The organism is Cedecea sp. FDAARGOS_727 (assembly GCF_012273235.1).
GTDB classification, from domain to species: Bacteria; Pseudomonadota; Gammaproteobacteria; order Enterobacterales; family Enterobacteriaceae; genus Cedecea; species Cedecea davisae.
The window spans coordinates 1,960,722-1,983,730 of the sequence record NZ_CP050966.1 but is presented as its reverse complement, the minus strand read 5'-3'; the positions used below and the strand labels follow the sequence as shown (position 1 = coordinate 1,983,730).

The 23,009-nt window shown below is 55.6% G+C and carries 21 protein-coding genes; 13 read left to right on the top strand and 8 right to left on the bottom strand.

Annotation, left to right across the window (positions count from 1 at the left end; translation table 11 throughout):
* Nucleotides 1–13 precede the first annotated feature (13 nt).
* Genes recF through dnaA form a run of 3 tightly spaced genes read right to left on the bottom strand, consistent with a single transcriptional unit; the run spans nucleotide 14 to nucleotide 3,575 of the window.
* Nucleotides 14–1,087 (bottom strand): DNA replication/repair protein RecF, encoded by a 1,074-nt coding sequence (recF, locus tag FOC35_RS09465; protein ID WP_172568770.1) that lies wholly within the window; start codon nucleotides 1,085–1,087, stop codon nucleotides 14–16.
* Nucleotides 1,088–2,188, bottom strand: coding sequence for a DNA polymerase III subunit beta (gene dnaN / locus FOC35_RS09460; protein WP_172568769.1), 1,101 nt, complete (start codon nucleotides 2,186–2,188; stop codon nucleotides 1,088–1,090).
* A 4-nt stretch (nucleotides 2,189–2,192) separates the two neighbouring features.
* Nucleotides 2,193–3,575: a chromosomal replication initiator protein DnaA gene (dnaA, locus tag FOC35_RS09455; RefSeq protein ID WP_039898944.1), complete on the bottom strand. Its 1,383-nt coding sequence runs from the start codon at nucleotides 3,573–3,575 to the stop codon at nucleotides 2,193–2,195.
* Nucleotides 3,576–4,169: 594 nt separating this feature from the next.
* Between dnaA and rpmH the strand changes: the two genes are divergently transcribed.
* The 7 genes from rpmH to FOC35_RS09420 all read left to right on the top strand — a co-directional run bounded on the left by rpmH (nucleotide 4,170) and on the right by FOC35_RS09420 (nucleotide 9,658).
* Nucleotides 4,170–4,310: a 50S ribosomal protein L34 gene (rpmH, locus tag FOC35_RS09450; RefSeq protein ID WP_003849659.1), complete on the top strand. Its 141-nt coding sequence runs from the start codon at nucleotides 4,170–4,172 to the stop codon at nucleotides 4,308–4,310.
* A 17-nt stretch (nucleotides 4,311–4,327) separates the two neighbouring features.
* On the top strand, nucleotides 4,328–4,687 hold the full coding sequence (rnpA, locus tag FOC35_RS09445; protein WP_039898946.1) for a ribonuclease P protein component: 360 nt from the start codon (nucleotides 4,328–4,330) through the stop codon (nucleotides 4,685–4,687).
* Entirely contained in the window at nucleotides 4,651–4,908 is a 258-nt protein-coding gene (yidD, locus tag FOC35_RS09440; RefSeq protein WP_071704120.1) for a membrane protein insertion efficiency factor YidD, read from the top strand. The genes rnpA and yidD overlap by 37 nt, the downstream gene beginning before the upstream one ends.
* Nucleotides 4,909–4,910: 2 nt before the next feature.
* Nucleotides 4,911–6,551, top strand: coding sequence for a membrane protein insertase YidC (yidC, locus tag FOC35_RS09435; protein ID WP_016538706.1), 1,641 nt, complete (start codon nucleotides 4,911–4,913; stop codon nucleotides 6,549–6,551).
* A 78-nt stretch (nucleotides 6,552–6,629) separates the two neighbouring features.
* On the top strand, nucleotides 6,630–7,994 hold the full coding sequence (mnmE, locus tag FOC35_RS09430) for a tRNA uridine-5-carboxymethylaminomethyl(34) synthesis GTPase MnmE (RefSeq protein ID WP_172568768.1): 1,365 nt from the start codon (nucleotides 6,630–6,632) through the stop codon (nucleotides 7,992–7,994).
* Nucleotides 7,995–8,315: 321 nt separating this feature from the next.
* Nucleotides 8,316–9,074 carry a 4'-phosphopantetheinyl transferase superfamily protein gene (locus FOC35_RS09425; protein WP_172568767.1) on the top strand — a complete coding sequence of 253 codons (759 nt, stop codon included), beginning with the start codon at nucleotides 8,316–8,318 and terminating at the stop codon, nucleotides 9,072–9,074.
* A 17-nt stretch (nucleotides 9,075–9,091) separates the two neighbouring features.
* Nucleotides 9,092–9,658 carry an NADPH-dependent FMN reductase gene (locus FOC35_RS09420; RefSeq protein WP_016538710.1) on the top strand — a complete coding sequence of 189 codons (567 nt, stop codon included), beginning with the start codon at nucleotides 9,092–9,094 and terminating at the stop codon, nucleotides 9,656–9,658.
* Nucleotides 9,659–9,718: 60 nt separating this feature from the next.
* Here the strand turns inward: FOC35_RS09420 and FOC35_RS09415 are convergent, their stop codons facing one another.
* Nucleotides 9,719–11,050, bottom strand: a complete 1,332-nt coding sequence (locus FOC35_RS09415) for an NCS2 family permease (RefSeq protein WP_172568766.1) — start codon at nucleotides 11,048–11,050, stop codon at nucleotides 9,719–9,721.
* Between the two features lie 168 nt (nucleotides 11,051–11,218).
* Between FOC35_RS09415 and yieH the strand changes: the two genes are divergently transcribed.
* Nucleotides 11,219–11,884: a 6-phosphogluconate phosphatase gene (yieH, locus tag FOC35_RS09410; RefSeq protein ID WP_172568765.1), complete on the top strand. Its 666-nt coding sequence runs from the start codon at nucleotides 11,219–11,221 to the stop codon at nucleotides 11,882–11,884.
* Between the two features lie 98 nt (nucleotides 11,885–11,982).
* Here the strand turns inward: yieH and FOC35_RS09405 are convergent, their stop codons facing one another.
* Nucleotides 11,983–12,741, bottom strand: coding sequence for an SDR family NAD(P)-dependent oxidoreductase (locus FOC35_RS09405; RefSeq protein WP_172568764.1), 759 nt, complete (start codon nucleotides 12,739–12,741; stop codon nucleotides 11,983–11,985).
* 119 nt (nucleotides 12,742–12,860) lie between these two features.
* Between FOC35_RS09405 and FOC35_RS09400 the strand changes: the two genes are divergently transcribed.
* The 4 genes from FOC35_RS09400 to FOC35_RS09385 all read left to right on the top strand — a co-directional run bounded on the left by FOC35_RS09400 (nucleotide 12,861) and on the right by FOC35_RS09385 (nucleotide 17,147).
* Nucleotides 12,861–13,760 carry a LysR family transcriptional regulator gene (locus FOC35_RS09400; RefSeq protein WP_172568763.1) on the top strand — a complete coding sequence of 300 codons (900 nt, stop codon included), beginning with the start codon at nucleotides 12,861–12,863 and terminating at the stop codon, nucleotides 13,758–13,760.
* Nucleotides 13,761–13,815: 55 nt separating this feature from the next.
* Nucleotides 13,816–14,877, top strand: coding sequence for an inner membrane protein YhjD (yhjD, locus tag FOC35_RS09395; RefSeq protein WP_039898948.1), 1,062 nt, complete (start codon nucleotides 13,816–13,818; stop codon nucleotides 14,875–14,877).
* A 91-nt stretch (nucleotides 14,878–14,968) separates the two neighbouring features.
* Entirely contained in the window at nucleotides 14,969–15,625 is a 657-nt protein-coding gene (locus tag FOC35_RS09390) for a DapH/DapD/GlmU-related protein (RefSeq protein WP_172568762.1), read from the top strand.
* Nucleotides 15,626–15,821: 196 nt separating this feature from the next.
* Complete coding sequence (locus FOC35_RS09385) at nucleotides 15,822–17,147, top strand: MFS transporter (protein ID WP_016538717.1); 1,326 nt, start codon at nucleotides 15,822–15,824, stop codon at nucleotides 17,145–17,147.
* Nucleotides 17,148–17,228: 81 nt separating this feature from the next.
* Here FOC35_RS09385 and FOC35_RS09380 read toward each other — a convergent pair whose 3' ends face one another.
* Together FOC35_RS09380 and pdeH are read right to left on the bottom strand one after the other, a co-directional pair.
* Nucleotides 17,229–19,295: an AsmA family protein gene (locus FOC35_RS09380; protein WP_172568761.1), complete on the bottom strand. Its 2,067-nt coding sequence runs from the start codon at nucleotides 19,293–19,295 to the stop codon at nucleotides 17,229–17,231.
* Between the two features lie 65 nt (nucleotides 19,296–19,360).
* Nucleotides 19,361–20,134 (bottom strand): cyclic-guanylate-specific phosphodiesterase, encoded by a 774-nt coding sequence (pdeH, locus tag FOC35_RS09375; RefSeq protein ID WP_172568760.1) that lies wholly within the window; start codon nucleotides 20,132–20,134, stop codon nucleotides 19,361–19,363.
* 242 nt (nucleotides 20,135–20,376) lie between these two features.
* Between pdeH and FOC35_RS09370 the strand changes: the two genes are divergently transcribed.
* A complete protein-coding gene (locus FOC35_RS09370; RefSeq protein ID WP_172568759.1) occupies nucleotides 20,377–21,309 on the top strand; it encodes a sugar kinase in 933 nt (310 codons plus the stop codon).
* A 51-nt stretch (nucleotides 21,310–21,360) separates the two neighbouring features.
* Here FOC35_RS09370 and FOC35_RS09365 read toward each other — a convergent pair whose 3' ends face one another.
* Nucleotides 21,361–22,848 (bottom strand): pitrilysin family protein, encoded by a 1,488-nt coding sequence (locus FOC35_RS09365; protein ID WP_172568758.1) that lies wholly within the window; start codon nucleotides 22,846–22,848, stop codon nucleotides 21,361–21,363.
* Nucleotides 22,849–23,009: the final 161 nt, after the last annotated feature.

Sequence of the window (23,009 nt, the reverse complement as noted above, 5' to 3'; positions counted from 1 at the left end):
ATTTAATCTTGGGTTAATCCGCTATTTTACCCTGATCCACAGCGAACATCTTTGAATTTTTGTCCGCCATATCTATCACATGTTCTGCGCTTATCGCGCTGACAAAAACCTGTGACTCCGTGGCCTTTAACCGGCTGGCCAATAGACCGCGCCGGGCATCATCCAGTTCAGAGGCAAAATCATCTATCAGATACAGGCAACGCCGCCCGTTCTGCCGGGTGAGAAACTCACCCTGCGCCAGTCTTAAGGCGCACATCAGTAATTTAAGCTGTCCGCGCGACAGGGTATCTTCCACCGGAGCGCCGTCGGCACGAATGCGAAAATCCGCTTTGTGGGGGCCGTGCGCGGTATAGGTCAGCATCCGGTCGCGTTCAAAATTACGCTCCAGCAGCTCGCTATAGTCGCTCTCCTTCTCCCAGCCGCGCTGGAAAGAGAAGCTAAGGGCAAATTCCGGTAGAAATTGAGCGCAGGTATCAGCCATGTCTTCCGCAATGGCGGCGCTATAATCGGCGCGCCAGCGGCTAATTTGTTCGGCCAGCGGAATCAACTCCTGATCCCACGGGCGCAGCTGCGCGTAGCGTGTCACCTGGCGCAACGCGGCGTTACGTTGCTTCAGCAGGCGCTTGAGGTTGCTCCAGGCGACAAAAAAGCCCGGTTCGTTGTGAAAACAGCCCCAGTCGAGGAAGGCTCTACGGTATTTGGGGCCGCCGTTGAGCAAAGTAAACCCCTCGGGGGTAATCAACTGCATCGGCATCATCATCGCCAGTTCGGCCACTTTATGCCCGTCGCTGCCGTCAATGCGCACTTTGCTGTCGCCCGCGCGGTCTTTTGTCAGGCCGATGGAGGTTTCCCTTTCACCGGTCTTTAACCGCCCGTGCAACACAAAAGAATCTTGTTCATGGCGGATCACACGCTCAATTTTCAGGCTGCGAAAAGCGCGCCCGTGCCCGAGGGTATAAATCGCCTCAAGCACGCTGGTTTTGCCGCTGCCGTTAGCACCGACCAGAAAATTAAAGCCCGGAGAGAGAGCAAGATCCGCGTTTTCGATGTTGCGAAAGTCTTTAATCAGCAAACGCGAAAGTGACATCTACAGTCTCATCGGCATAACAACATAGGCAGCCGACTGGCTTGCCGCATCTTCAATCTGCACGCTGGAAACGGAGTCTGTCAGCAAAATGCGTACATTCTCGCACTTCAGGGCGTTCAGCACGTCAAGCACGTAGCTGACGTTGAAGCCGATTTCCATCTCGGTACCGTCGTAGGAAACGTCCAGAATTTCTTCTGCTTCTTCCTGCTCCGGGTTGTTGGCCGTGATTTTCAGCTGATTTTCGCTAACGAACAGGCGCACGCCGCGGAATTTCTCGTTCGACAGGATTGCCGCACGGGCAAACGCCTGCTTCAGCAGGTCGCAGCCCGCATCGAGATGTTTGTCCGGGTTTTTCGGCAGCACGCGACGGTAGTCCGGGAAGCGGCCATCCACCAGCTTAGAGGTGAAAATGAAATCGCCGACGTGGGCACGAATGTTATTGCTGCCGATCTGCACACGCAGCGGAGTGTCGCCGCCGTCGAGCATGCGCATCAGCTCAATCACGCCCTTACGCGGAACAATAACCGAATGGTTCGGCAGAGCCTGGCCAACCGGCATCGAGCAAACCGCCAGGCGGTGCCCGTCGGTGGCAACGGTACGCAGTTCTTCACCTTCGGTTTCGAACAGCATGCCGTTTAAGTAATAGCGAACGTCCTGATGCGCCATAGAGAACTGCGTGGCTTCGATCAGGCGTTTCATGGTCGCCTGCGGCAGGGTAAATTCTACCTCGCTCTGCCAGTCGTCCAGGTTAGGGAAGTCCGCCGCAGGCAGCGTAGAAAGCGAGAAACGGCTGCGCCCGGAGCGAACCAGCATACGGTCCCCTTCCAGCTGAACAGCTATCTCCGCGCCTTCCGGCAGGCCACGACAGATATCGAAGAATTTACGCGCCGGTACGGTGGTCGCCCCAAGTTCATGAGGTTGTACCAGCGCCACGCGCGCCACCATCTCCATTTCCAGATCGGTACCGGTTAAAGAGAGTGCACCTTCAGCCACCTGCAGCAGCAGATTGCCCAGGATAGGCAGAGTCGGGCGGCCTCCGAGAGGGCCACTCACCTGCTGCAGCGGTTTTAATAAATGTTCACGTTCAACGGTAAATTTCATAGCGTCACGAAGATAATGTTCTGATTAAATTGGAGAAATCTTCTTTGATATCGTGGCTTTCTTCACGCAGCTGCTCAATCTTACGGCAGGCATGTAAAACCGTAGTATGGTCGCGGCCACCAAAAGCATCACCGATTTCCGGCAGGCTGTGGTTGGTCAGCTCTTTCGCCAACGCCATCGCCATCTGGCGCGGACGGGCTACCGAGCGGGAGCGACGTTTAGACAGCAGATCCGCGACCTTAATTTTATAATACTCGGCTACGGTTTTCTGAATATTATCGATGGTAACCAGCTTTTCCTGAAGGGCAAGCAGGTCACGCAGCGCTTCACGCACGAAGTCGATGGTTATCGCACGGCCGGTAAAGTTGGCGTTGGCGATGACGCGGTTCAGCGCCCCTTCAAGCTCACGCACGTTAGAGCGCAGTCGCTTGGCAATAAAGAAGGCCACTTCGCCCGGCAGACGGATATCGTTCTCGTCGGCCTTTTTCATCAGGATAGCCACGCGGGTTTCCAGCTCTGGCGGTTCGATAGCCACGGTCAGCCCCCAGCCGAAGCGGGACTTCAAACGATCCTCAACGCCGTTTATCTCTTTTGGATAACGATCCGAAGTGAGGATTATCTGCTGATTGCCTTCCAGCAGGGCGTTGAAGGTGTGGAAAAACTCTTCCTGTGAGCGCTCTTTATTGGCAAAGAACTGAATATCATCGATCAACAGCGCATCCACCGAACGGTAGTAACGCTTAAATTCTTCAATGGCGTTGTTTTGCAGCGCTTTTACCATGTCCTGAACGAAGCGCTCAGAGTGCATGTAAACCACTTTGGCATTCGGCTTGCGCGCCATAATGCCGTTACCCACGGCGTGCAACAGGTGAGTTTTACCTAAGCCGGTGCCGCCATAAAGGAAGAGTGGGTTATAAGCGCCGCCCGGGTTGTCCGCTACCTGACGAGCCGCCGCACGGGCCAGCTGGTTCGACTTACCTTCCACGAAATTATCAAAGGTGTGTTTCAGGTTAACGTTAGAACGGTATGAAGGTTCGGCCGGGGCAGGCATGTTATCCCAGCTTGGGCGCATCGGGGCCGCCGCGCGCGCAACATGAGTCGGCGCTGCGGCCGTTGCCATAGCTGCAACGGGCTGAGTAACGGGTTTGCTGCCAACTTCGAAGCGTAATAAAGGTGCGTCGCTGCCGCAAAAGTCGTTGAGAAGCCCGTTGATGTTATTAAGGTACTTATCGCGCACCCAGTCGAGCACAAAACGGTTAGGCGCGTACAAAGCCAGCGTGTTATCGCTCAGTTCCGCCTGTAGGGGGCGTATCCACATACTAAATTCTGTGGCTGGTAACTCATCCTGCAATCGGGCAAGACATTGCTGCCAAAGCGAAAGTGACACGGCGGACTCCACTCGATCAAAGTCGATAAAAAAGACGAAGACTGAAAGTTATACATTCATGATTGTTGACACACGCTCTCAGGCTGTGGGAGGCGCGCGAACCGCTATTTGCGGTTTCCCCGGTGAAAGCTGGATCACGATCGGGACCGCGGATCATAGCCTAAAGCGCGGCAGAGATCTTCTGTTTCTCACAGATTCTTCACGAATTATCCACAGGGAAGTTTTGAGCCGGTTAAGTGTAATCGATCCTGGCAAGCGTGCAGCGGGTAACCGTCTCATATTGGAAAATTTAATGACCAGCGCACATTTTTGACTAAAGAGATCTGAGGAAGATCCCTGCGGATCCTTGCGCTTTATCGACAACGCCGTATAATTCTCCACCCGTCGCGTAATGCCGCTGTACTTCAGCGGAGATCCGGGCCTCTTTACGGGGGTCAAAAGGGCGCAGCAGTAAGGGAATTGAATTGACTCCGGAGTGTACAATTATTACAATCCGGCCTCTTTAATCAGCCACACTGAAGCGTAGGTCGTTCGCAGACCCTGTAGGGCATTACGCAAATCCAGTGAAATTTAATAGTTTAGGTAGAAATCGCCATGAAACGCACTTTTCAACCGTCTGTACTGAAGCGCAACCGTTCTCACGGCTTCCGTGCTCGTATGGCAACTAAAAATGGTCGTCAGGTACTGGCACGTCGTCGTGCTAAAGGCCGTTCTCGTCTGACCGTTTCTAAGTAATAAAAGCTAACCCCTGAGTGGTTAAGCTAGCTTTTCCCAGGGAGTTACGTTTGTTAACTCCCAATCATTTCACATTCGTCTTCCAGCAGCCGCAAAGAGCTGGCACGCCGCAAATCACCATCCTCGGCCGCCTGAATTCGCTGGGGCATCCCCGCATCGGTCTTACCGTCGCCAAGAAAAACGTCAAACGCGCACATGAACGCAATCGGATTAAACGTCTGACGCGTGAAAGCTTCCGTCTGCGTCAACACGAACTGCCGCCAATGGATTTCGTGGTAGTAGCGAAAAAAGGGGTTGCCGACCTGGATAACCGGGCTTTATCGGAAGCATTGGAAAAGTTATGGCGTCGCCATTGTCGCCAGTCTCGCGGGTCCTGATAGCCCTTATCAGGGTCTATCAACGCCTGATTAGTCCGCTTCTCGGGCCGCATTGCCGTTTCACCCCAACCTGTTCTCACTACGGAATTGAGGCCTTACGCAGGTTTGGAGTGTTAAAAGGCAGTTGGTTAACGATGAAACGCGTACTAAAATGCCACCCTTTGAACCCCGGTGGAGACGATCCCGTCCCGCCCGGACCTTTTGATACCAGAGAACACTAACGATGGATTCGCAACGCAATCTTTTTCTCATCGCTTTGTTGTTCGTGTCTTTCATGATCTGGCAAGCCTGGGAGCAGGATCACGCTCCTCAGGTACAGCAGACCACGCAGACTACGACCACCGCAACGGGTAATGCCGCTAATCAGGCTGTACCGGCCAGCGGCCAGGGGAAACTCATTACGGTTAAAACTGACGTTCTTGAACTGACCATCAACACCCGCGGTGGTGATGTAGAACAAGCGCTGTTGCCAACCTACCCGAAAGAGCTGAAATCTTCCGAGCCGTTCCAACTGCTGGAAACGACCCCGGAGTTTATCTACCAGGCGCAAAGCGGCCTGACCGGTCGTGACGGCCCGGACAACCCGGCAAACGGCGAACGTCCTCTGTATAACGTCACGGCAGACACCTTTGTGCTGGCTGACGGCCAGAACGAACTGGCGGTTCCGCTGACCTATACCGATGCCGCAGGCAACACCTTCACCAAGACCTTCACCCTGAAACGCGGTGAGTTCTCCGTGGGTGTGGATTACGATGTGAAGAACGTGGGAGAGAAACCGCTGGAGCTGGCGACCTTCGGTCAGTTGAAGCAGTCCATCAATCTGCCGACGCATCGCGATACCGGCAGCAGCAACTTTGCGCTGCACACCTTCCGCGGTGCGGCTTACTCCACCCCGGACGCGAAATACGAGAAAGTTAAGTTCGACAACATCGCCGACGGCGAGAACCTGAACCTGAGCGCGAACAGCGGCTGGGTTGCGATGCTGCAGCAATACTTTGCTACCGCATGGGTTCCGCACACAACCGGCACGAACAACTTCTACACCACCAAACTGAGCAACAATGTGGCAGCGATTGGTTATAAATCCGCTTCACAGCTGGTTCAGCCTGGCCAAACCGCTCAACTGGGCAGCACCCTGTGGGTCGGCCCGGAAATCCAGGACAAGATGGCAGCCGTTGCGCCACACCTTGACCTGACCGTAGATTACGGCTGGCTGTGGTTCATTTCTCAGCCGCTGTTTAAGCTGCTGAAATTTATCCACAGCTTCATCGGTAACTGGGGCTTCTCCATTATCGTCATCACCTTTATCGTGCGCGGCATCATGTACCCGCTGACCAAAGCGCAGTACACCTCGATGGCGAAAATGCGTATGCTGCAGCCGAAGCTGGCGGCGATGCGTGAGCGTATCGGTGACGATAAGCAGCGCATGAGTCAGGAGATGATGGCGCTGTATAAAGCTGAGAAGGTTAACCCGCTGGGTGGCTGCTTCCCGCTTATCATCCAGATGCCAATCTTCCTGGCGCTGTACTACATGCTGATGGGTTCCGTTGAGCTGCGCCACGCGCCGTTCGCCCTGTGGATCCATGACCTGTCCGCACAGGACCCGTACTACATCCTGCCGATTCTGATGGGCGCGACAATGTTCTTCATCCAGAAGATGTCGCCGACCACGGTAACCGACCCGATGCAGCAGAAGATCATGACCTTTATGCCGGTCATCTTCACCGTGTTCTTCCTGTGGTTCCCGTCAGGTCTGGTGCTGTACTATATCGTCAGCAACCTGGTGACCATCCTTCAGCAGCAGCTGATTTATCGCGGTCTGGAAAAACGTGGCCTGCATAGCCGCGACAAGAAAAAGACCTGATAACATCTGGCGTTAAGCTTACGAAAGGCGGTCGATTGACCGCCTTTTTCTTTTGTTATTCAAGGGCTGAGAGAGACTATGAGCCACAATGACACAATTATCGCCCAGGCCACCCCGCCGGGGCGCGGCGGCGTAGGCATTCTGCGTATTTCCGGCCGTCAGGCGCGCGAGGTGGCTGAAGCCGTCCTCGGCAAACTGCCTAAGCCGCGCTATGCGGACTACTTACCGTTTCGCGATGCGGACGGAAGCGCGCTGGACCAGGGCATTGCCCTGTGGTTCCCCGGCCCAAATTCGTTTACCGGTGAAGATGTTCTTGAACTTCAGGGGCACGGCGGCCCGGTCATCCTCGACCTGCTGTTAAAGCGCATTCTGACGCTGCCCGGCCTGCGCATCGCTAACCCCGGTGAGTTCTCCGAGCGGGCGTTCCTCAACGACAAGCTCGACCTGGCTCAGGCCGAAGCGATTGCCGACTTGATTGACGCCACCTCCGAACAGGCCGCACGTTCAGCGCTCAACTCGCTGCAGGGCGCTTTCTCAGCGCGCGTTAATCACCTGGTTGAAGCGCTGACGCACCTGCGTATTTATGTAGAAGCGGCTATCGACTTCCCAGATGAAGAGATCGACTTCCTTTCGGACGGCAAGATTGAAGCCCAGCTGAATCAGGTCATTGGCGATCTTGATGCGGTACGCGCCGAAGCACGTCAGGGCAGCCTGCTGCGTGAAGGTATGAAAGTGGTCATTGCCGGGCGGCCTAACGCCGGTAAATCCAGCCTGCTAAACGCCCTGGCCGGTCGTGAAGCCGCCATTGTTACCGACATCGCCGGCACCACCCGCGACGTGCTGCGCGAGCATATCCACATCGACGGTATGCCGCTGCACATTATCGATACGGCAGGCCTGCGCGAAGCCAGCGACGAAGTTGAGCGCATCGGTATCGAACGAGCCTGGCAGGAAATTGAACAGGCCGATCGCGTGCTGTTTATGGTCGATGGCACCACCACCGACGCATTAGATCCGGCCGCTATCTGGCCGGACTTTATCGCCCGCCTGCCGGAACGTTTACCGATAACCGTCGTGCGCAATAAAGCGGACGTTACCGGCGAGACGCTGGGGCTGAGCGAAGTGAATGGTCACTCACTGGTTCGCCTGTCGGCCCGAACCGGCGAAGGCGTAGAGGTGCTGCGTGCCCACCTGAAGCAGAGCATGGGCTTCGAAACCAATATGGAAGGCGGCTTCCTCGCCCGCCGCCGCCACCTGCAAGCGCTGGAACAGGCGGCAAACCATTTGCAGCAGGGTAAAGCGCAGCTGCTCGGTGCCTGGGCCGGAGAACTGCTGGCGGAAGAGCTGCGCCTGGCGCAGCAGAACTTAAGTGAAATCACCGGCGAATTCAGCTCCGACGATCTGCTGGGCCGCATCTTCTCCAGCTTCTGTATCGGTAAATAACACCCCCGCTTTAGCCCCGCGTCACAGTTCAGGATGCGGGGCATTTCTCCCGGCTAAAAAATACATCATTATTTCAAAGTGATGTCTTCAGGCTGACACCTTCAGTACGCAACATATACAAAGCACTCAGAATTTTCCCGGGCTTGGATGTATAATATATCGTGCAAAAAATAGATAATTTCCCTGAATAGCATCAATGACAACGCATTGACCAGGGGATTACTATTCTCTTCCTGACGGCGTTCAGGAAGCGAAGCGGAGCGCTGTTTTTGTTCAGCGAAAACAGCATTACATCTACTGACCATTATCATGGAGCGACAAATGGCGACGCATTTTGCAAGATGGGCTCTGAACCCTCCCAATCCCACATCTCCACGCCTGAATGACGAAACCCTTAACAGTGCCAGCCTGATGCCCGAGCATCGCCGTACCCGCTATCTGGCCTCCAGAACGCTGCTGGCCGAGATGATGTTTATGCTGTATGGCACTCAGCGCCTGCCGCGTATTATCACCTCTACTGCGGGGCGGCCGCACTTTGCGGACGACGAGCTGCCGGACTTCAGCATCGCCTATGCCGGAAATATGGTTGGCGTTTTACTCGCCACCGAGGGCCGCTGTGGCCTGGATATGGAACTTCGCCGCAGCTTCCTTGCGCCTTCTCCAGTTCTGCAATACCCGCAAAGCAGCAGCAGCGAAACCACCTGGATAGACAACCAAAACGATCCAAACGAAGCACGCACCCAGCTGCACACCCTGCGCCAAAGTGTGCTAAAACTGACGGATAACCCGCAAACCAGCCCCAGCGCACTACAATTATTGCCGGGCTCTGGTCGCCTGCGCGTCACAAACGAACCGCATATTGAAGCCGTAAGCGACGCTGAAGACATCCTCATCTGGGGTTGTACCGTTGCGCCCGGCGTGGAACGCCTGAAGCTGTGGGAGTTTGACGGCCAACAAGGGTGGCAGGCATTGCCGGATGCGGAAGCCCGCAGCCGTAGCACTCAGGGCAGCCTGATTCGCCTGACCGGCATCCCGTCTGAATCCGCCGCGCCGCACAACACATTTTCCCGAACGTCCTGACAAAGAAAGGAGTACCAATGTCTGATTCGTTGAAGATAGTGACTTTACTGGGGAGCCTGCGTAAGGGTTCATTTAATGCGATGGTAGCCCGTACGCTGCCGAACATTGCCCCGGCGGGCATGCAGATAGACGCCCTGCCTTCCATCGGCGACATTCCGCTTTACGACGCGGATGTTCAGCAGGAAGAGGGTTTCCCGCAGAGCGTTGAGGCGATTGCCGAGCAGATCCGCCAGGCTGATGGCGTGGTGATTGTCACTCCGGAATACAACTACTCGGTGCCGGGCGGCCTGAAAAACGCCATTGACTGGCTTTCTCGTCTCCCTGAGCAACCGCTGGCGGGCAAGCCGGTGCTAATCCAGACCAGCTCTATGGGCGCAATCGGCGGCGCACGTTGCCAGTATCACCTGCGTCAGATCCTCGTCTTCCTCGACGCAATGGTGATGAACAAGCCGGAATTTATGGGTGGCGTCATTCAGAACAAAGTCGATACCCAGAGTGGCGAAGTGGTGGACCAAAGCACCCTCGACCATCTTACCGGCCAGCTTACCGCCTTTGGCGACTACATTCGTCGCGTTAAGGCCTGATAATCAGCCCAAAAAAAACGCCAGTCATCATGACTGGCGTTGTTGTTTTTAGCGTCCGGCTTAATCGACAAAAACGATTTTCAGCACAAACAGCAGCGCAACGATAATGACGCACGGGCTAAGCTCGCGCCAGCGGCCGGTGCCCAGTTTCATCACGCAGTAAGAGATAAAGCCCAGCGCGATACCTTCGGTAATCGAGAAGCTGAACGGCATCATCACCGCGGTAATAAACGCAGGAACCGCTTCTGTCAGGTCGTCCCACTTCACGCGTGCCAGGCTTGAGGTCATCAGCACGCCGACGTAAATCAGCGCGCCTGCGGCCGCATAAGCCGGAACCATACCCGCCAACGGAGACAAGAAGATAACCAGCAGGAACAGTAAGCCGACGATAACGGCGGTCAGGCCGGTACGCCCGCCGACGGAAACGCCGGAAGAGCTTTCGATATAGGCGGTAACCGAAGAGGTGCCGAAGAAGGAACCGGTCACGGAGGAGATACTGTCAACAAACAGCGCCTGCTTCATGCGCGGGAACTTGCCCTTCTCGTCGGTCAGCCCGGCTTTATCGGTCACGCCAATCAGGGTGCCGGAGGAGTCAAACAGGTTTACCAGCATAAAGGAGAAGATAACGCCCGCAAGACCCAGATTGAGGGAGCCAGCAAGGTCAACCTGGCCCACAACGCTGCTTACGCTCGGCGGCGCAGACACGATGCCGTGATATTGCACGTCACCCAGCAGCCAGCCCAGCAGAGTGGTCACCACAATGGACACCAGCACCGCGGCGTGAATATTGCGGGAGGCGAGTACGGCGATGATAAAGAAGCCCAGCGCGCCCAGCAGAACGCTATGGGAAGTCAGGTTGCCGATGCTGACCAGCGTCTCTTTGTTGGCAACGATGATACCGGCATTTTTCAGCCCCATCATGCCGATAAACAGGCCAATACCGCTGGTGATGCCGACGCGCAGGCCAAGCGGGATATTGGCTATCATCCAGTAGCGAACGCGGAAAATAGTTAGCAGCAGCAGGCCGACGGCGCCCCAGAAAATTGCGCCCATGCCAACTTGCCAGGAAAGACCCATAGCGCCAACGACGACAAAAGCGAAGAAGGCGTTAAGCCCCATCGCCGGAGCCAGCGCTACCGGCAGGTTAGCAAACAGGCCCATCAGGATGCTGCCAAAAGCGGCAATCAGGCAGGTTGTCACGAATACCGCCTGGGTATCCATGCCTGCGGCACCGAGAATTTGTGGGTTAACAAAAACGATGTAGACCATCGTCAGGAACGTGGTAAACCCGGCTATCACCTCGGTACGTGCGGTGGTGCCATGTTCACGTAATTTGAACGCGCGTTCGAGCAGCCCCGGGCTTGCTTCCGGAGTGGACTGTGGTTGGCTCATTATCGGTTTCCGAACTAAAAGAGGAAAAAATACGCCGCTATCCTATACCAAAAATGGCAGGGGATAACGCAAATCATCCACTTTTTTCGCGGAAATTATCGCAACGGGATCGATTGCGTTGCGCAAAAAGCATAGAGTAAACGTTAAATCTGAAACCAAGGAAACGGCATGTCCGGTATAGAAGCGGTATTTTTTGACTGCGATGGCACGCTGGTAGACAGCGAAGTAATCTGCTCCAAAGCCTACGTGCATATGTTTGCGCAATACGGCATTCAGCTTGCGCTTGAAGACGTCTTTAAGACCTTCAAGGGCGTTAAACTTTACGAAATTATCGACACAATTAATGCCCGGCATGGCACCAGCCTGCCGAAGCCCGAGCTGGAAGCAATTTACCGCGCCGAAGTCGCGCGGCTGTTCGATAGCGAATTACAGGAGATCGCCGGGGCAAATACGCTGCTGGCGCAAATACGCAAGCCGATGTGCGTGGTGTCTAACGGCCCGGTTAGCAAGATGCAGCATTCGCTCGGTAAAACCGGCATGCTCGACTACTTCCACGACACGCTGTACAGCGGCTACGATATTCAGCGCTGGAAGCCGGACCCGGCGCTGATGTTTCACGCCGCCGAGCAGATGAAGGTCAGCGTGGAGCGCAGCATTCTGGTTGATGATTCGATGGCAGGGGCACAGTCCGGCGTTGCGGCGGGGATGGAGGTCTTCTACTTCTGTGCCGATCCGCACAACAGGCCAATCGATCATCCTAAAGTGACGACTTTTACCGACCTGGCGGAATTACCGGCGCTGTGGAAAGCACGCGGCTGGGAAATTACGGCGTAGGAGTTGCCCCTCGCCCCGAAAACTGGATTCAGTCTGTCCCCTCTCCCTTTTAGGGAGAGGGTTAGGGTGAGGATCACCTGTCGGGAACGGTCAAAAAATTAAAGGAACATCCCGCCGGAAACTTCGATGCGCTGGGCATTCATCCAGCCGGTTTCATCGCTAAGAATAGCGGCAATAGCATCGCCAATATCATCCGGCTGGCCCACGCGGCCAAGCGCGGTTTGCGCAGCGATAGCTTTAGCCACATGCTCGTTATCCCGCACAATACCGCCGCTAAAATCTGTGGCAATCGCCCCCGGCGCGATGATGTTCACCGCAATCCCGCGTGAACCCAGCTCTTTGGCCTGGTATTTGGTCAGCACCTCCATCGCTCCTTTCATCGTGGCGTAGGCGGCTTTGCCCGGCAGCGAGAAACGCGTCAGCCCGGTGGAAACATTCAGGATACGCCCGCCGTCTTTGATCAGCGGCAGCAGGCGCTGGGTCAGGAAGAATGGCCCCTTCAGATGGATGTTCATAATTTCATCAAACTGGGCTTCGGTGGTTTCTGCAAATGAAGCTTCGAGGCCAATTCCCGCATTGTTCAATAAATAATCAAATCTGTCGCGCTGCCAGACCTTTTGCAGCGTCTCTTTAACCTGCTCAGCAAAATTAGCGAACGCTGAAGAATCGCCGACGTTGAGCTGAATTGCCGCCGCCTTCACGCCAAATCGCTCAATTTCACTCACGACCTTCTCCGCTTCCTGCTTCTGGCTGTTAAAGGTGAGGATAATCCCCATTCCCTTTGCCGCCAGCTTCAGGGCTGCGTTTTTACCTAATCCACGGCTGCCGCCGGTCACTAAAGCGATGCGCTGACTCATGATAAACCTCTTAATTGGCCGTCTGGTAATTGAGATACAGCTTATTAGCTGATACAAAATCAATAAATATGCCGTAATGCGCTTCACTGTTTCACTGGCGACAACAATGCGGGGATAAGATGGATAAAATACACGCAATGCAGCTTTTCGTCAGAGTGGCGGAGCTGGAGAGTTTTACCCGCGCCGCAGACACGCTTGGGCTACCTAAGGGCAGCGTTTCGCGCCAGATTCAGGCGCTGGAAAGCACCCTCGGCACGCGCCTGCTGCACAGAACCACCCGGCGGGTTCAGCTCACCCAGGACGGGATGGTCTATTACGAACGCTGCCGGGATCTGCTGGCCAACCTCGAAGAGCTGGACGGTCTGTTCCAGAGCGACCCCGCCAGCATCAGCGGGCGGCTGCGGGTGGATATGCCGGTTACGCTGGCACGCGGCCTGATTATTCCCAAACTCCCCGGCTTTCTTCAGCAATATCCCGGTATCGAATTAGAACTCAGCAGCAGCGACAGAATGGTTGATGTGGTGCGGGAAGGGTTTGACTGCGTAGTGCGCGTGGGGCAACTCAAAGACTCCGGCCTGGTGGCAAGGCCGATTGGCAAATTCACCATGATTAACTGCGCCAGCCCGGACTACCTGAGCCGCTTTGGCTACCCTGAAAACCTCGACGACCTCGCTTCCCACGCGCTGGTACATTACGCGCAAAACCTTGGATCAAGGCCTCAGGGATTTGAAGTCTGGCTGGATAAAATCACGCAATGGGTGAAAACCGGCGGGCTGATTACGGTCAACAGCACCGAAACTTATCAGGCCGCCTGCGTTGCCGGGCTGGGCATTATTCAGGTGCCGCGCGTAGGGGTAAAAGCCCAGTTGAAGAACGGCAGCCTGGTGGAAATCCTGCCGCAATACCGCGCCGAACCGATGCCCATCTCGCTGCTTTACCCGCACCGCCGCAACCTTTCCCGGCGGGTACATCTGTTTATGGAGTGGCTAACTGAGATACTGAAATCTTATGTAGATTAGCGTTATGGCTATAATTTCCTTAAGATCCTGCCTTAACAAAAGGAAAATTGACCCGATGACGACGCCGGATAATAGCGAAAAACGCCCAACCAACGAGCTGGAATACCAGCCTGTAGTGAGCATTACGCCTCCACAGGACGAAGAGAAAAGCGAGCAAACGGACAATAGCGAACCGCTGGTCAAGCTCAAAACCGGCAACGCCGCCGTAAACAGCACCATCGCCACCGTGAATAAAACGGTCAGGCTGCCTATGGTGGCGCACCTGCTGCGCGCAACGGAGCGCTTTAATGACCGCCTTGGCAACCAGTTCGGAGCGGCCATTACCTACTTCTCGTTCCTGTCGCTTATCCCAATAATGATGGTGGCGTTTGCAGCGGGCGGCTATGTTCTCGCCTCGCACCCAACCCTGCTTGAAGATATTTTTGCCAAGATCCTCGATAACGTCAGCGATCCCACCCTTGCCGCTACGCTGAAAAATACCATCAACACCGCCGTTCAGCAGCGAACCACCGTCGGCCTGGTCGGGCTGCTGATTGCGCTCTACTCCGGCATAAACTGGATGGGTAACCTGCGCGAAGCGGTGCGCGCCCAGTCGCGCGATAAGTGGGAGCGTAGCCCGCAGGATCAGGAAAAATTCTGGATAAAATATCTGCGCGACTTTATCTCGCTGATTGGCCTGCTGATTGCGCTGATTGTTACGCTCTCGATAACGTCTATCTCAGGCTCGGCCCAGACGTTGCTGATTGGCCTGCTGCATCTCGGCGACATCGAATGGCTGAAACCGGCCTGGCATCTGGTCGGCCTGGCGATTTCTATTTTCGCTAACTACCTGCTGTTTTTCTGGATTTTCTGGCGTCTGCCGCGCCACCGCCCGCGCCGTAAAGCGCTGATCCGCGGCACTCTGATTGCGGCGATTGGCTTCGAGGTTATCAAAATCATCATGACCTACAGCCTGCCAAAGCTTGTCAGCTCGCCGTCCGGGGCCGCATTTGGCTCGGTGCTTGGGCTGATGGCCTTCTTCTACTTCTTCGCCCGCCTGACGCTGTTTTGTGCCGCCTGGATTGCCACCGCGGAATATAAAGACGACCCAAGAATGCCGGGCAAGACGCATAAATAATCTTGTCATGATCTCCGGTCAGGATAGGTAGGCCGCCAGCATCCGTGCTGGCGGGTTTACTTGTCTAAACCTCCGACCAGAGAACAGTGCCATGACAACCGCCTCCGTACCCAAGCTCAAGAAAACCTTTATCGACCCCAGCGTTCGCCTGCGGGAAGCTCAAATCGGCGAGCAGTGCGAAATCCTTGCCAACACCGTGGTGGAATACAGCTCGCTGGGCGACTTCTCCTACCTGGGCGAGCACTGCTGCATTGCCGATAGCGTTATCGGTAAATTCACCGCCATTGCCAACCATGTTCGCCTCGGCGCGCCCAACCACCCGATGGACCGCCCTTCACAACATCGCTTTACCTATTGCCCGGAGTATTACGCCGCGGACGTTAGCCGGGATACCTCATTCTTTGAACACCGCCGGGAAGACAGAGTGGTGATTGGTAATGACGTGTGGATTGGGCACGGAGTTATCGTACTGCCCGGCGTAACGGTCGGCGACGGAGCGGTACTTGCCGCCGGAGCGGTAGTGAGCAAAGACGTCGCGCCCTACACCATCGTTGGCGGCGTTCCCGCTAAGCTTATCCGCAGCCGCTTCCCGCAGGATATTGCCGCCAGCCTGCAACGCATTGCCTGGTGGGACTGGCCGCTGGATAAACTCATGTCGCATCTGGATGAGTTTCAGTCCGGCGATATCGCCGCTTTTTGCTCCCGCCGTGAGGCAGAGGCTAACTTAGCAGATAAATCTAACTGGTAACTTTTATTTAACCTAAAACCAGTTTTATCATCTATTTTGTAAATTTTGTGAAGCATTTCATAGATGCTTACGCGCCAGTCTGAAAATTATCCACTTAATGACCATTTTTTGACCGGCCACAGGCCGCGCGGCGCGTTGAAATGCTCCTTTTGCTATGCGTAAATGGTCCTTCGTTCGCTATAAATAAGAAAAATCTATGCAAGCATCCGTTGCCACAACTCTCGATACCGGGGCTGACGCCACGCCAGTAAACTCACGCGGAAAAGTCGTTGTTGCCTCGCTGGTCGGCACGGCCATCGAGTTCTTCGACTTTTACATTTACGCCACCGCGGCGGTCATTGTTTTCCCGCACATTTTCTTCCCGCAGGGTGACCCGACGGCGGCCACGCTACAGTCGCTGGCTACCTTTGCTATCGCCTTTATTGCGCGCCCGATTGGCTCGGCGCTATTTGGTCACTTTGGCGACCGGGTGGGCCGCAAGGTCACGCTGGTTGCATCTCTGCTAACCATGGGTGTTTCTACCGTGGTGATTGGCCTGCTGCCGGGCTATGCCTCCATTGGCATTTTCGCCCCGCTGCTGCTGGCTCTGGCTCGCTTTGGCCAGGGTCTTGGCCTTGGCGGTGAATGGGGCGGTGCTGCCCTGCTGGCAACCGAGAATGCGCCGCCGCGTAAACGCGCGCTGTACGGCTCCTTCCCACAGCTTGGTGCGCCTATTGGCTTCTTCTTTGCCAACGGCACCTTCCTGCTGCTCTCCTGGCTGCTGACCGACGAGCAGTTTATGTCCTGGGGCTGGCGCGTACCGTTTATTCTATCTGCCGTATTGGTCATTATCGGGCTTTATGTGCGCGTATCGCTGCATGAAACCCCGGTATTCGCGAAGATTGCCAAAGCCGGAAAGCAGGTAAAAGTGCCGATGGGTACGCTGCTGAGCAAACATTTGAAGGCCACCATCCTCGGCACCTTCATCATGCTGGCAACCTATACGCTGTTCTATATCATGACGGTCTACTCGATGACCTTCAGTACCGCGCCCGCACCGGCCGGCCTTGGCTTCTCGCGTAACGACGTGCTGTGGATGCTGATGATGGCGGTGATTGGCTTTGGCGTGATGGTGCCGATTGCCGGCTACCTTGCGGACGCGTTTGGCCGCCGCAAAAGCATGATTATTATCACCAGCCTGATGATCGTATTTGCCCTGTTCGTCTTCCCGCCGCTGCTGGGTTCAGGAAACCAGGCGCTGGTGATGGCCTATCTGTTAATCGGCCTGAGCCTGATGGGGCTGACCTTCGGCCCGATGGGCGCCCTGCTGCCGGAGCTGTTCCCGACCGAGGTTCGCTATACCGGGGCTTCATTCTCCTACAACGTCGCCTCCATTCTTGGGGCGTCCGTTGCGCCCTACATTGCCACCTGGCTGCAGGCTAATTACGGCCTGTTCTATGTTGGCGTGTATCTGGCGTGCATGTCGGCGCTGACGCTGATTGCGCTGCTGCTGAGCAAAGAAACCCGCCATCAGTCGCTGTAATTTTTACCCTCACCCTCTCCCCTGGTTTTTCTTTTCCCCCTCGCCCCTCCGGGGAGAGGGCCGGGGTGAGGGGCAATACACTCACTTCTTCATCTGCCCCAGAATAGTCCGGCACTGATTATCACTCCCTTCTGAAGGCGATATCAGCGCGGCCAGCGCCGCAGCAGGCGTCACTAAAGTCGCCAGAGCGGCGGCAACCGCACCGCGCACAATCAGCGGCCCCGGCTTCACGCCCGCATCCGGGTTCTTAAACGTACCGCGCACGTACAGCGGTGAACGCAGGGTGATAATTCGAATACCTTTGCTTTCAGGGTCGATGGTTAAGTCCAGCCGCTCGCTGGCGAAATTGGCGCTGCCGGTGACGTTAATCAGCGCATTTTCCGTATCGAAGGCAAAAATCTTAGGCGTCGCCGTCCCGTTACGCAGATCCAGATTCGCAGCGGCGCAGTTGATGCGCACTTCGTCATCACCAAAAATCTTGCCGACGATATAGTTCCCAACGTTTAAACCAACGATTTCCATCAGGTTGCGGCTAATAAGGCCGTCGTTCATCAGCAGCTTGAGGTTGCCGTTGCTGGTGCCCAGCAGTCCGGCAATGGAGTTACCTCGCCCGCTAAGATTGGCGTCACCATTCAGTTCCCCAAGGGTCTTCTGCATCGACTCGACCTTGGGCATCAGCTGTTTAAGCTGAAGACGCCGCGCCTGAATCTCCGCTTTGCCCTGCATCGGCTTTTTATCGCCTTCGAGGTGAATATTGGCGTTGATGCTGCCCCCCGCCATGCCAAACTTCAGCGGATCCAGGCGCAGGTCGGCATTTTTTAAGATAACGTGGGTGGAGAGATCGCTAAGCGGTAGCGTTCCGCTGTGCTCGATGCGCTGCCCTTTAAAGCGCACGTCGGCATCCATCACGTTCCACTTATCCGTTTCAAATCGGTCGTAAGGCAGCACCTTGTCGGCCGGTTGCGCCGTTTTTTCCCCACGTTGCTGTTTTGCCTTTTCGGTTTTCTCAACTCCCTTCCCCGAGTCCACGCCGATCAGCGGCCCCAAATCGGCAAGGCGCAGCTGTTTAGAAACCAGATCCCCCTCCAGCTTAGGCCGGGGTTTGCCCTGGCTGTAAGTTAGCGAGCCGTGAATATCGCTGTCGCCAATTCGCCCGTTAAAATCCTGATAGCGGAATATCGAACCTTTTTCAGAGTCGATTTTTGCCAACAGATGGCCATCAGTTTCAAACGGCGGGGTTTCAGGCAGTAAAACGCCGGTCAGCGCATAGAGATTGCCGAGGGAGTCGCCCGAGAATTTCAGGCGCAGGTCAACGCCGCCCATTTTCATCGGGTCATTGATGGTGCCAACAAAAGCAACGCGCGAAGTGCCCGAGCGCACGTCTGCCTGTACCGGGAAGGCGCTGTCGTTCTCACTGCGAAGCGCCAGCATGCCGCCAATTTTTCCGCTCCCTTCCACCGGCTGTCCGCCGTAGCGGCCATTCACTTTCAGGCCAAAAACGTAGTCGGCGGCCTTCGCCGCATCTTTGCCCTGGCGTTTCTGCCCGGAGACTTCACTGAACGGCAGCGGTTTCCCGAGCGGGTCAACCAGGAGGGTCAAATCGGCCTTCGTCACTTTGTCATCGACGGTGATTCGGCCTTTATCAAACAGAATATTGTCGAGGCGGAACGACCACCCGGAAGGCTTCTGATTTGGGTCTTCAGAGGTTGAATTGGCGAGGTTAAAAGTCCAGTTATTGTTTTTTTCCGACAGCCGGATAATCCGTGCGTCCGGCTCAACCAGCTTGATCCACGGGATATAAACAGTTTTGGTGAGCAGCGCCAGCGGGGCCAGGGTTGCATCCACTCGGGGCAGATGCACCATCGTCACTTCGGGAATATCCGGCGGGTTGCCGAGGAGAATATCTTCGGCGTGAACGTGCGGCCACGGAATCCAGCTGCGCCAGCCCGTTTCCTCTTTATTACGTTCCCAGACAACGCCCAAATCACCGCGAATAGCAAAAGGGCGGTTCAGCTCTGTCGAGACTTTTTGGTTGATGGTTGGTTTCAGTCGATTCCAGTCGAAAGTCGCAATCACGACGATCGCCACTACAACCAACAACAAGAAAATCCCGGCGATTCCACTGCTTATTTTACCTGTTCTCGTCATCCTGTTTTCCTCTCCTAATGCCGGTCTGCCTGACTAAAAGATAGTCCAGCGAGACCAAAACGGCATCAGGGGAAACGGGTCAGAACATTTTCCAGGTTTTCGAAAGGCACCGGGCGGGACAGAAAATACCCCTGGGCAGCATAGGCAGGAGAGGACTGCACATCGCGCCATTCTTCAATAGTTTCAATACCTTCTACGATAACACCCTTGCAATAGCGGTTCATCAACTGCAACAGCATGGTAAAAAGATTACGCCCTTCATCGCTCTTTCTCAGCATGATAAAAAGCTCACGCGCGACTTTGATATAGTCGTAACGCACTTCGCTCAGCGCGGAAAAGTTTGCCAGTCCGGTACCAAAATCATCCAGCCAGAGCGGGCCGAATTCGTGCATGCCTGCAAGTGTTGCCGCCTGCGGTAAATTAATATGCTCGACCAACTCAAAGCGCACCCACGGCAGCTTAGCGATCAGCTCAAGGATCGGCTGATGCTGCTTCATGGCGATAAGCGTAGGGCCGTCCACGTTTACCGACGCCAGAATACCGTGCCGGATAAAGGTCTGTTCCCACGCCTCGAGCAGGCGCAGCTGCTCTTCAATGACATCAAGACGCTGGTGTCCGGAAATCGAAGAGAAATAGCGGTCGGGCGGGATACGGGCATCAGCTTCGCCCGGATGCGTAACCACCGTCAGCAGCTCAACTGCCATTAATTTCCCGTCGATTTTATAAATTGGCTGAAAGGTGTAGCGCCGCTGGCATTGCAGCCAAAATCGTCGTTCCTGCAAACTTTCCACGCTCGCTTCAAGCGTATGCAGCCGGTGAGTAATCTGCTTCAACTTCATCTGTACATCCTGTTTGACCTGATGACTCTACGTGGCTCGTCGAAAGGTTATCGGCGTGGCAATAGAGAACTTTATGTTCGCTTTCGCAGCAAAACGTTTGGCCGCGATTTTTGTCACAATCACAACAACCTGGCGCGCTTCAAATTTTTTCAAAACGTCGTTTTAAATTGTTTGACTCACTTTTCAACGCGGCGGAGAATGCAAAAAACTCTCTTTTTGTTCGTTTAATCATCAGGTCTCCTATGCCAACCAGCAAAATTGCCGTTATCGGCGAATGCATGATAGAGCTGTCACAAAACGGTGCGGAACTACAGCGCGGTTTCGGCGGCGACACGCTAAATACCTCGGTTTATCTTGCTCGCCAGGTTGATAAAAACTCGCTTGCCGTTCATTACGTTACCGCTCTTGGTGAAGATAGTTTCAGCCGGCAAATGCTTGAGGCGTGGTCCCGGGAAGGGCTGCATACCGGGCTTATCCAGCGCCTGGAGCACCGGCTGCCGGGGCTTTATTACATCGAAACCGACGCCAGCGGAGAGCGCACCTTTTACTACTGGCGTAACGAGGCCGCCGCCCGTTTCTGGCTGGAGAGCGAACGCTCAGCAGAGGTTTGCGCCGAGCTGGCGCGGTTCGACTATCTCTACCTGAGCGGCATCAGCCTCGCCATTCTCAACGAAGCCAGCCGAAACAGGCTGATGGCGTTGCTGAAACAGGCGCGGGCCAGCGGCTGTAAGGTGATTTTTGATAACAACTATCGCCCGCGTTTATGGGCCAGCCGGGAAGAGACGCAGAGCGTCTATCGGCAAATGCTGGCCTGCACCGACATCGCGTTCCTGACGCTGGACGATGAAGACGCGCTTTGGGGCACCAGCCCGGCCAGCGACGTTATCCAGCGAACCCAGGCGGCAGGGGTGAGCGAAGTGGTTATTAAGCGCGGGGCAGACTCTTGCCTGGTTGCGGTTAAGGGCGAAGCGGTGCTGGAGATCCCGGCGGTAAAGCTGGCGAAAGAGAAAGTCATTGATACTACGGCGGCGGGAGATTCCTTTAGCGCAGGCTATCTGGCGGTGCGCCTGAGCGGTGGCAGCGCGGAAGAGGCCGCAAGGCGCGGCCATCTGACGGCAAGTACGGTGATTCAGTATCGCGGGGCGATTATCCCGCAGGAAGCCATGCCTGCCTGAGTTGACCCTCTCCTTTTGGGGAGAGGGGCGGAGTGAAGGGCCGTTCCCGCGTTAAGAAGCCGGAGGAATATCCGAAACATCCTGCTTAGGATCGTCGGTCACGGGCGGCGCGGCTGCCGGAACCATCACCTTCTCCCACGTTTCCTGCAAATCCTTCATGTTGTACTCGGGCTCACCCTTGGGCTGTAGCAGAACCAGAGCCATCTCCTGGGAAAGCTGCTGGCGCAGATCCTGATTAATCATCGGCACGGTCAGGCTGTCCAGGAAGTCCTGGCGCAACTTCTGATACTGCTCCGGCGCGATGTCCACAACCTGATTCTGCAATGAGCGCATACGCTGGCTGATAAGCACATCGGTATCGGTGCGGGCGTAGGTCGCAAACAGCTTGGTCAGCTCATTTTTCTTCTGGGCAATCAGCGCATCAAACTCTTCCTGCGACAGACCTTTATCCCGTACTCTCAGCAGCTCACGCCCCACGGAGGTCAGGCTGCTGTTCAGCTTGTTGTTTGGTGACTCAATGTTAATCCCGCACTGGGCGCGCTGGTAAAGCACGCGGCAGTCGAAGCTCAGATTAATATCTTTGCCGCCGTTTTTGCTGCTGAGGTTCTGCTGAACGTTCCAGAACAGCGCCTCACGAGCCAGGTCGGCACGCCAGTAGCGCAGCAGCGCGGCAGAGTCACGAATCGGCTGCCACTGGTTGTCCCACATCAGAGAAAGCCTGTCCTGACGCACGCTGCCGGTCATCATGCTGACCGGCTCAGGCTTCAGCGGAGAAAGCGTTGCCACCGGAGCAGGCGTTTCACGCTTCCCCTTCAGCTCGCCGAAGGTTTTATTGATTTGCTCCGCAACGTTGCGGCTGTCCACATTGCCCACCACGATAAGCGTCATCGCATCCGGGGTGTACCACTTGTCGTAAAACGCTTTCAGCTGCGCGGCATCAACCGGGCGCTTGAGGTCTTCCGCAGGGTCGTGGCCCAGCAGCGTGGAGCCTTTAAGACGGTAGCGCCACCAGCTGTCTTTGGTGTTCATCGGCCAGGTTGCAACCATATCCGGGGCGCGCAGCGCGGCGGCGACTGTATCGGAGTCGACGTTTAACGTGCCGGTATTGGTTGCCAGAAACGCCAACGCTTCTTTCAGAAGGTCATTGCGGTTGTTAGGCAGGCTGAGATTAAACAGCGTGAAGTCATAAGAGACAATTGCCGGGGGCAGCGGACGCTCAGGGTCGCTGCTCTGCTGCCATAGCGAACGCGCCTGGCTTGTTGGCAGACCGCCGGTCTGCGTCAACACCATACGTGGTAAAAAGTGGCTGTAGCCGCTTTGCTGAGCGGTTTCGGTAAGCGAACCGGTATTCACCATCAGGCGAATTTCTACTCGATCGCTCGGGCGCTGGGGAGTGGCTAATACCTGCCACTGGAAGCCGTTTGCCAGCGTTCCTTGTTGCCAGGCCGGATCTGGCTGGAGCGCTTCTGCCTGCACGTTACCGGCGGCCGCAACTAACAGCAAGCCTCCGGCTAAAAGTCGAATCTTGGTGCCCTGCATGTGAACCCCTAAAAACAATCCTGGTTAAAAGTAGCACATCGGCGCGGCATTCGACGTCCGCAGACCGACATCAGTGACATTTCACCAATCCGTTTGACCGCACTTCTGCGGAAACGTCACTTTTGAAAGTGAAAAATAGACAATTAAAACCCTAAATAATT

Excerpts from the sequence above, each read along its gene's own strand:
- recF (WP_172568770.1), bottom strand. The coding sequence starts at position 1,087 with ATGTCACTTTCGCGTTTGCTGATTAAAGACTTTCGCAACATCGAAAAC.
- dnaN (WP_172568769.1), bottom strand. The coding sequence starts at position 2,188 with ATGAAATTTACCGTTGAACGTGAACATTTATTAAAACCGCTGCAGCAG.
- rpmH (WP_003849659.1), top strand. The coding sequence starts at position 4,170 with ATGAAACGCACTTTTCAACCGTCTGTACTGAAGCGCAACCGTTCTCAC.
- yidD (WP_071704120.1), top strand. The coding sequence starts at position 4,651 with ATGGCGTCGCCATTGTCGCCAGTCTCGCGGGTCCTGATAGCCCTTATC.
- yidC (WP_016538706.1), top strand. The coding sequence starts at position 4,911 with ATGGATTCGCAACGCAATCTTTTTCTCATCGCTTTGTTGTTCGTGTCT.
- mnmE (WP_172568768.1), top strand. The coding sequence starts at position 6,630 with ATGAGCCACAATGACACAATTATCGCCCAGGCCACCCCGCCGGGGCGC.
- FOC35_RS09425 (WP_172568767.1), top strand. The coding sequence starts at position 8,316 with ATGGCGACGCATTTTGCAAGATGGGCTCTGAACCCTCCCAATCCCACA.
- FOC35_RS09420 (WP_016538710.1), top strand. The coding sequence starts at position 9,092 with ATGTCTGATTCGTTGAAGATAGTGACTTTACTGGGGAGCCTGCGTAAG.
- FOC35_RS09415 (WP_172568766.1), bottom strand. The coding sequence starts at position 11,050 with ATGAGCCAACCACAGTCCACTCCGGAAGCAAGCCCGGGGCTGCTCGAA.
- yieH (WP_172568765.1), top strand. The coding sequence starts at position 11,219 with ATGTCCGGTATAGAAGCGGTATTTTTTGACTGCGATGGCACGCTGGTA.
- FOC35_RS09405 (WP_172568764.1), bottom strand. The coding sequence starts at position 12,741 with ATGAGTCAGCGCATCGCTTTAGTGACCGGCGGCAGCCGTGGATTAGGT.
- FOC35_RS09400 (WP_172568763.1), top strand. The coding sequence starts at position 12,861 with ATGGATAAAATACACGCAATGCAGCTTTTCGTCAGAGTGGCGGAGCTG.
- yhjD (WP_039898948.1), top strand. The coding sequence starts at position 13,816 with ATGACGACGCCGGATAATAGCGAAAAACGCCCAACCAACGAGCTGGAA.
- FOC35_RS09390 (WP_172568762.1), top strand. The coding sequence starts at position 14,969 with ATGACAACCGCCTCCGTACCCAAGCTCAAGAAAACCTTTATCGACCCC.
- FOC35_RS09385 (WP_016538717.1), top strand. The coding sequence starts at position 15,822 with ATGCAAGCATCCGTTGCCACAACTCTCGATACCGGGGCTGACGCCACG.
- FOC35_RS09380 (WP_172568761.1), bottom strand. The coding sequence starts at position 19,295 with ATGACGAGAACAGGTAAAATAAGCAGTGGAATCGCCGGGATTTTCTTG.
- pdeH (WP_172568760.1), bottom strand. The coding sequence starts at position 20,134 with ATGAAGTTGAAGCAGATTACTCACCGGCTGCATACGCTTGAAGCGAGC.
- FOC35_RS09370 (WP_172568759.1), top strand. The coding sequence starts at position 20,377 with ATGCCAACCAGCAAAATTGCCGTTATCGGCGAATGCATGATAGAGCTG.
- FOC35_RS09365 (WP_172568758.1), bottom strand. The coding sequence starts at position 22,848 with ATGCAGGGCACCAAGATTCGACTTTTAGCCGGAGGCTTGCTGTTAGTT.